A 6,788-nucleotide genomic window follows, 5' to 3' on the forward strand; every position below is an offset into this window, starting at 1 on the left:
TGCGCCGCAGCCTTCGCGCGACGCAAGGGGAGCCCGCTTCATGACCGCATTCTGGCGCATGCCTGCCACCGAACTCGCCGCCCTGATCCGCAGCCGCGAGGCGAGTGCCGTGGAGGTGGCGCGGGATGCGCTGGCGCGACTGGATGCGGCGAACCCCGCGATCAACGCGGTGGTCGACTACCGGCCGGATGACGTGCTGGCGCAGGCCGCGGCGGTGGATGCGACGATGGCGCGCGGCGAGGATGCGGGGCCGATGGCCGGCGTGCCCGTCACCATCAAGGTGAATGCGGACCAGCAGGGCTATGCCACCACCAACGGCCTGCGACTGCAGAAGGACCTGGTGGCGACGCAGGACAACCCGGTGGTGGCCAACCTGCGCAAGGCCGGGGCCGTACTGCTCGGCCGCACCAACACGCCGGCGTTCTCGCTGCGCTGGTTCACCCGCAACGGGCTGCACGGCCACACGAAGAACCCGCGCGACCCCGGCATCACGCCGGGCGGGTCCTCCGGGGGGGCGGCGGCGGCGGTGGCGGCGGGGATCGGCGCGGTGGGGCATGGCACGGATATCGGCGGGTCCATCCGCTACCCGGCCTATGCCTGCGGCGTGCACGGGCTGCGGCCGACGCTGGGGCGGATTCCGGCCTGGAACGCCTCGGGCGCCGAACGCCATGTCGGCGGGCAGTTGATGGCGGTGTCCGGCCCCATCGCGCGCACCATCGGCGATCTGCGGCTGTCCTTCGCCGCGATGTCGGCGCGTGACACCCGCGACCCGTGGTGGGTCGACGCCGCGCCGGAAGGCCCGCCGGCGCCGAAGCGTGCCGCGCTGTGCATCCGCCCGGAAGGCATGCCCACGGCGCCGGAGGTCGAGGCCGCGCTGCGCGATTCGGCGAAGCGGCTGGAGGCGGCCGGCTGGGTGGTGGAGGAGGCCGAATGCCCGCCGCTGCGCGAGCCCGCCGCGATCCAGGCCATGCTGTGGCTGGCCGAGAGCCGCCGCGGCCTGAATGCCAGCCTGCACCAGGAAGCCGACCCCGACGCCAGCTTCGTCTTCGCCCAGATGGAGGCGCTGTGCCCGGTGCCGGACCTGAACGCCTTCATGGACGGGCTGCAGAAGCGCGGCTCCTTCGTCCGCGAATGGATGCGGTTCTTCGAACGCTATCCGGTGGCCATTACCCCCGTCTCGGCCGAACTGCCGTTCAAGGACCAGGACGACGTCAGCAGCCCGGAGGCGTTCCGCCGCATCATGGAGGCGCAGTTGACCCAGGTCGGCCTGCCGCTGATGGGCCTGCCGGGCCTGGTGGTGACGACGGGCCTGGTCGGCCGCGTGCCCGTCGGCGTGCAGCTTCTGGCCGGGCGGTACCGGGAAGACCTGCTGTTCACCGCGGCCGAGGCGATCGAGGCGGCGGGCGTGCCGGCCAGCCCGGTGGACCCGGTGCTGGCCTGAGGGAGGACGCCCGAAGGAACGCGGGCCGCGGAAACCCGTTGCGAGGGAAGGGAGGAGGCTGGCCATGACCAAGATCCACTACCGCGTGGTCCCGCATGATGGTGGCTGGGCCTACAAGCTCGGCGACGTGTTTTCCGAACCCTTCCCGAGCCATGCCAAGGCCATGGCGGCCGCGCGGCGCGTGGCGCGGGAACAGCATGTGCCGGGCAGCTCGACGACCATCGAGTACCAGGACGACAAGGGCCAGTGGCACACCGAATACTCGGCCGGGACCGACCGGCCGGATGCGGATGTGCAGCCGTAGTCAGGCCCGGCGTGCACGGCGGCGCAGGACGCCAAGCGCCGCCAGGCCAAGGCCGAACAGCGCCAGGCTGGCCGGTTCCGGCACCGGCACCGGGTCCGCGACCGGCAGGCTGCCGCGGAAGGGCTGGCTGTGCATCTCGCCGCGGCCGTCATAGCGGGCGGCGAACAGCGATCCCTCGATCGGCGTGCCGTTGCGGACGGTGGCCAGCGGCGCCAGCACCGTGCCGCCCCATTGCCGCTGGAAATCCAGGCTGGTGGCGCCGGTGAAGTTCCAGATGACGTCGCGCGCCACCGAGGTCGCGTTCAGGAAGTTCGCCTGGCCGGTATAGGCGGCGCCGCTGACATTGAAGATCGCCGCATCCCGCCCGTTCAGGTTCACGCTGAAGGAGGCGAAGGCCGACAGCTCCGCCACCGTCACGTTGAACACCGCGAGGCCGCTGCCGGCGCTGGCCGTGATCGGCACGTTGTTCGGGAAGCCCGGCGTCGCCGACCCCGGCAGCACGCTGTTCGCCGCCAGGCTGGCGAGCTGCGCCGACAGGTTGGTGAGGGGCGTGACGAAGCTGCTGGTGAAGTCGGGCAGGGGGTTCGGCGCCGCCCCATCCGGGCCGCCGCCGACCGATCGCCCGCCGCCGCCATTCACGTTCAGCATGCCCGCGGCCGAGCCGGCGATGGTGACGCCGCCGCCATTGTTGATGTTCAGCGGCTGGCCGGTGGTGCTGCTGCCATAGACGGTCAGCGCCCGGAACGCCGAGGCCTGGGCCGCGCCCGGATTGTTGTAGAAGGTGGCGCCGGCGGTCAGGTTGCCGCCGATCACGGTGCGGCCCTCGACATCCGAGTTGGTCGCGAAGTCGCCGCTGGTGGTGACGTTGAACTGACGCAGGATATCGAGCGCCTGGAGCGGCGCGGCGCTGGCGCCCGCATGGGCCACGGTCAGGCCGCCGAGGAGTGTGAGGGTGGTCAGCAGGCGGCTCGGCAGATGCATCGAGGGGGTTCCCTTGCGCAGGACTTGATCACTGCGCAAGGCAAGAGCAAGACTGATGCCATCTCGGAACATCTAAAAAATACAGCTACTTGCCGTCTTTTCGACGGACGGCTCCGCATGCCTGTCAGGTTTTCCGACAGGCGCTACATCTGCGCCCGCTGCGTCAGGCTGCCGGCCTCCTCCCGCCGCATCACCGGATGCGGGCCGGGATTGCGGCGCCAGACCGCGTAGGTCAGGACCACGGCGAAGCTGACCCAGGCCAGGTAGGGCACCATCAGCCAGGCGGCCCAGGCCGAGATCGGCGCGAACAGCACGATGCAGGCCAGGATGGACAGCCAGAGCCCGATCGCCTCCACCACCGCCCAGCCGAGCCGCCTCAGGCCGAAGAACACCGCGGACCAGCCGGCATTGAAGACCAGCTGGATGGCCCAGACCACCAGCGCCAGCCCGATCCCGTCCTCCCGCCAGACCAGCCAGCCGGCGGTCGCGATCATCAGGTACAGCACCGACCAGGCGATCGGGAACAGCCAGTTCGGCGGGTTCCAGGACGGCTTGCGGAGCGCCGCGTACCACTTGCCGGGCGTGAAGATCGCGCCCGTGGACGCCGCCGCGAAGCAGGCAACCAGGCAGCTGACGGCGCCGAGGATCAGGGTCCAGTTCATGGAACCTAGATGAGGCCCGGCGCCGGCGCTGTCCACCGCGAAACGCGCCCGGGCGCCGGCCACATTCCGGCGAGAGCCGAACCCGCGCCCCCGTCACCGGTTTTCATCCGGACTGCGGACGTCTAGACTGCACTATTGCAGTTTTATGACAGAGAGGTGGGCGGTGTCCCAGGCGCTGCTGCTGGTGGAGTTGGCGGGCCATGCGGCCCTGCTGCTCTGGGGGCTGCACATGGTGCAGTCCGGCGTGCAGCGCAGCTTCGGGATGCGGCTGCGCCACGTGCTCGGCATCGGGCTCGGCACTCGCTGGCGCGCCGTGCTCGCGGGGCTCGGGATCACGGCGGCGCTGCAATCCTCCACCGCCACGGCGCTGATGCTCGGCAGCTTTGCCGCCGGCGCCGGGGTGGCGCTGGCACCGGCGCTGGCGGCGATGCTGGGGGCCAACCTCGGCACCGCGCTGATCGTGCTGGTGCTGTCCTTCCCGGCGAATGCGCTGGCGCCGGGGCTGGTGCTGGCCGGTGTCGTCGCCTTCCGGCGCAGCGCCGGCGGGCGGGTGCGGGACCTCGGGCGGGTCGCGATCGGGCTCGGGCTGATGCTGACCTCGCTGCACCTGCTGGGTGCGACGATGGCGCCGGTCGGCACCTCCCCCACCCTGCATGTCGTGCTGGACGCCTTCGCCGGCATGCCGCTGCCCAACCTGCTGGTGGCGGCGCTGCTGGCCTGGGCGGCGCATTCCTCGGTCGCCGCAATGCTGTTCATCGCGGCCCTTGTGGCTTCTGGCGCCGTGGGGGCGGAGGCCTGCGTCGCCATGGTGCTCGGCGCCAATATCGGCAGCGCGCTGAACCCGCTGCTGGCCGCGACCGGGGAGATCGGACCGGACCGCGCGCGGCTGCGGGTGGCGCTCGGCAACCTGGCGAACCGGTTGCTGGGTGCCGCCATCGTCCTGGCGCTGCTGCCGCAGGCGGCGGCCTGGCTGGAGCCGATGGGCCGGCTGGCGGCGGCGCAGGCGCATCTCGCCTTCAACCTCGGCACCGCGCTGCTCGCCTGGCCGCTGCTCGGCCCGCTGGCGCGGCTGCTGGAGCGCCTGGTGCCGGACCGCCCACAGGCGGAGGATGCCGGCGCGGCGCGCTACCTGGACAGCGGCGCGCTGGAGACCCCGCCGGTGGCCTTGGCCAATGCGGCGCGGGAGGTGCTGCGCATCGCCGATACCGTGGAGGCCATGCTGGTCGCCTCCACCGCCGCCTTCCAGGAAGGCAGCCGGGAGGGGCCGAAGGCCGCCAAGCGCCTGGACGACGTGGTGGACCGGCTGCACCGCCAGGTGCAGTTCTACCTGGCCCGCATCCCGCAGGACGATCTGGGGGAGGAGGATGCGCGTCGGCTGGCGGAAATCCGTGCCTTCGCGGTGTCGCTCGAACATGCGGGGGACGTGCTGGAGCGGGATCTCGGGGGCCTCGCCACCAAGCGGCTGCGTCGTGGCCTGGTGCTGCCGGCCGACATCGCCGCCGAGATCACCGGCCTGCACCTGCGCCTGCAGGCGCAGCTTCGTCTCGCCGTCGCGGTGTTCATGCGGGAGGATGCCGAGGCCGCCCGCCGCCTGGTACGGGAGAAGGAGGCGCTGCGCGACGCCGAGCGCCTGGCGCTGGCCCGCATGGCCGAGGCCGCGGACCGGTCCGCCGCCGAGGGAGGAGCCGCGGCCGGACTGCTGCTGGATGCGGTGCGCGACCTGCGCCGGATCGGCGCGCATTTCGCGATGGTGGCGCACCCGCTGCTGGAACGCCGCGGCGAGTTGCTGCCGAGCCGGCTGGCGGTCGAAGCTCCCTTGTCCGAGAGCCTCGCCGGCAGCGATTGAACGCGGCCCTCAGTCGAAGGCCATCGCCACTTCGGTGACGGTGGCGGACAGGGTCGCGAGCTGCCGGCCAAGCTCCGCCCGGTTCTGCTGGAACTCGGCCAGGGACTGCCCGCGCAGCGGGGTGCCGTTCGGCAGGGCGACCTGGGTCGGGTTCTGGGCCCGGCCGGCGATGCGGATCTCGTAGTGCAAATGCGGGCCGGTCGACATGCCGGTCGACCCGACGGCACCGATCACCGCGCCCTGCCTTACCCGGTCACCGGCCTTCAGGCCGCGGGTGAAGCGGGACATGTGGGCATAGACCGTCTCCACCCCATTCGGGTGGCGCATCCGCACGGTGCGGCCATAACCGCGCTCGTAGCGGGCGGAAGCGATGACCCCGTCGGCTGCCGCGAAGATCGGCGTGCCGCGCGGCGCGGCGAAATCCAGCCCTTCGTGCCGCCGGCTGTAGCCCAGGACGGGGTGGCGCCGCATGCCGAAGCCGGAGGTCAGCCGCGCGCCATCCAACGGCGTGCGCAGGAAGCCGCCAGCGAGCGGCGTGCCATCCGCGCGGTACCAGGCCACCTCGCCGTCCGGCCCGGCATGGCGCCAGACCTCCATCACCTCACCGCCCAGGGTCAGGGCGGCATGGTGCAGCTGGCCGTGGCCGAGCAGGTCGCCATTCGGGTCGCGCAGGCGCTCGAACGCCACGGCAATGCGGTCGCCCGGCTGCAGGTCGCGCTGGAAATCCACCTCATGCGACAGCGCGCGGATCAAGGCATGGGTGAGGGGTCCGGGCAGGCCGGCGCGGGTGAGGGTGCCGAAGACGCCGCCTTCGATCCGCGCCTCGATCCGCGCCAGGTGGCGGAGGCGGGGCGCGGTGGCTTCCTGCACCACCCAGGCTGCGCCATCCCGGCGCAGGGTGATGGTCTGGCCGGGCTGCGGCGCGATCTCGAGGCCGAGGAGGCCCTCCTCCTCATCCAGCCGGACGCCGACTTCCTGCCCGACGGAGAGGGAACGCGGGTCGAAATGCGGGGTGAGAGCTGCAATTGCGGCATGGGCGTCCTCGGACACCGCACCGGCTTCCTGCAGCAGTCCGCCGAGTGTGTCGCCGGACTGCACGGTGACGATTCGCTGCGCCTCCTCCGGCGGGTCCGATGCGTTGGCAGGGGCCGGAAGGGCGGCCAGGCCAGCGCAGAGGAACAGGGCGAGGCGCAGTTTTAAAGTCATGCTGATTTCATGTCCGGGCTCGTGATGGCCGGGAACTTCTTCAGACAGGCCGCGGCTGTCAACGTAAATCCTGTATGCGCAATGGTACGGAGTCAGCAAAGTCAAGGGGTTGCGGGCGATGGCTGATATGTGACGCATTGCGTGGGGCCGTGTTGACTCCCCCCGGCCTGGGCCGTAGAAGCCGGCCACCGACGCAGAGCCTCACGGTTCGGTCGGGCCGCCGGAAAGCGGGGCTTGCAATCGGCGGAGTGATCCGCTAGATACTCGCCCCCGCTGCAACGGCAGCGGTCTCTCGCAGCGATGCGATAGTGCCGGTGGTCAGGGTTCTGGCCTCGGACGCGACCTTGT

Annotated in this window: 6 protein-coding genes; 3 read left to right on the plus strand and 3 right to left on the minus strand. The window is 71.6% G+C overall.

Annotation, left to right across the window (positions count from 1 at the left end; translation table 11 throughout):
• Positions 1-40: 40 nt before the first annotated feature.
• The gene (locus ACFHPP_RS22645; RefSeq protein WP_437165503.1) at positions 41-1,441 is read left to right on the plus strand and encodes an amidase family protein; all 1,401 of its coding nucleotides are present in this window, start codon (positions 41-43) and stop codon (positions 1,439-1,441) included.
• A gap of 64 nt (positions 1,442-1,505) precedes the next feature.
• Entirely contained in the window at positions 1,506-1,745 is a 240-nt protein-coding gene (locus tag ACFHPP_RS22650) for a DUF2188 domain-containing protein (protein WP_437165504.1), read from the plus strand.
• On the opposite strand, the gene ACFHPP_RS22655 is transcribed toward ACFHPP_RS22650, so the two are convergent.
• Together ACFHPP_RS22655 and ACFHPP_RS22660 are read right to left on the minus strand one after the other, a co-directional pair.
• Positions 1,746-2,726 carry a collagen-binding domain-containing protein gene (locus tag ACFHPP_RS22655; RefSeq protein WP_437165505.1) on the minus strand — a complete coding sequence of 327 codons (981 nt, stop codon included), beginning with the start codon at positions 2,724-2,726 and terminating at the stop codon, positions 1,746-1,748.
• Positions 2,727-2,869: 143 nt separating this feature from the next.
• The gene (locus ACFHPP_RS22660) at positions 2,870-3,388 is read right to left on the minus strand and encodes a TspO/MBR family protein (protein ID WP_437165506.1); all 519 of its coding nucleotides are present in this window, start codon (positions 3,386-3,388) and stop codon (positions 2,870-2,872) included.
• Positions 3,389-3,551: 163 nt separating this feature from the next.
• Between ACFHPP_RS22660 and ACFHPP_RS22665 the strand changes: the two genes are divergently transcribed.
• Complete coding sequence (locus tag ACFHPP_RS22665; RefSeq protein WP_437165507.1) at positions 3,552-5,234, plus strand: Na/Pi cotransporter family protein; 1,683 nt, start codon at positions 3,552-3,554, stop codon at positions 5,232-5,234.
• Between the two features lie 9 nt (positions 5,235-5,243).
• On the opposite strand, the gene ACFHPP_RS22670 is transcribed toward ACFHPP_RS22665, so the two are convergent.
• Positions 5,244-6,440 carry a M23 family metallopeptidase gene (locus ACFHPP_RS22670; RefSeq protein ID WP_437165508.1) on the minus strand — a complete coding sequence of 399 codons (1,197 nt, stop codon included), beginning with the start codon at positions 6,438-6,440 and terminating at the stop codon, positions 5,244-5,246.
• Positions 6,441-6,788 lie beyond the last annotated feature (348 nt).

This window comes from Falsiroseomonas sp. E2-1-a20 (assembly GCF_051433195.1).
Taxonomy (GTDB): Bacteria; Pseudomonadota; Alphaproteobacteria; order Acetobacterales; family Acetobacteraceae; genus Falsiroseomonas.

What these genes read in the sequence shown, in the direction of transcription:
- ACFHPP_RS22645 (WP_437165503.1), top strand. Translation starts at nt 41, where the DNA reads ATGACCGCATTCTGGCGCATGCCTGCCACCGAACTCGCCGCCCTGATC.
- ACFHPP_RS22650 (WP_437165504.1), top strand. Translation starts at nt 1,506, where the DNA reads ATGACCAAGATCCACTACCGCGTGGTCCCGCATGATGGTGGCTGGGCC.
- ACFHPP_RS22655 (WP_437165505.1), bottom strand. Translation starts at nt 2,726, where the DNA reads ATGCATCTGCCGAGCCGCCTGCTGACCACCCTCACACTCCTCGGCGGC.
- ACFHPP_RS22660 (WP_437165506.1), bottom strand. Translation starts at nt 3,388, where the DNA reads ATGAACTGGACCCTGATCCTCGGCGCCGTCAGCTGCCTGGTTGCCTGC.
- ACFHPP_RS22670 (WP_437165508.1), bottom strand. Translation starts at nt 6,440, where the DNA reads ATGACTTTAAAACTGCGCCTCGCCCTGTTCCTCTGCGCTGGCCTGGCC.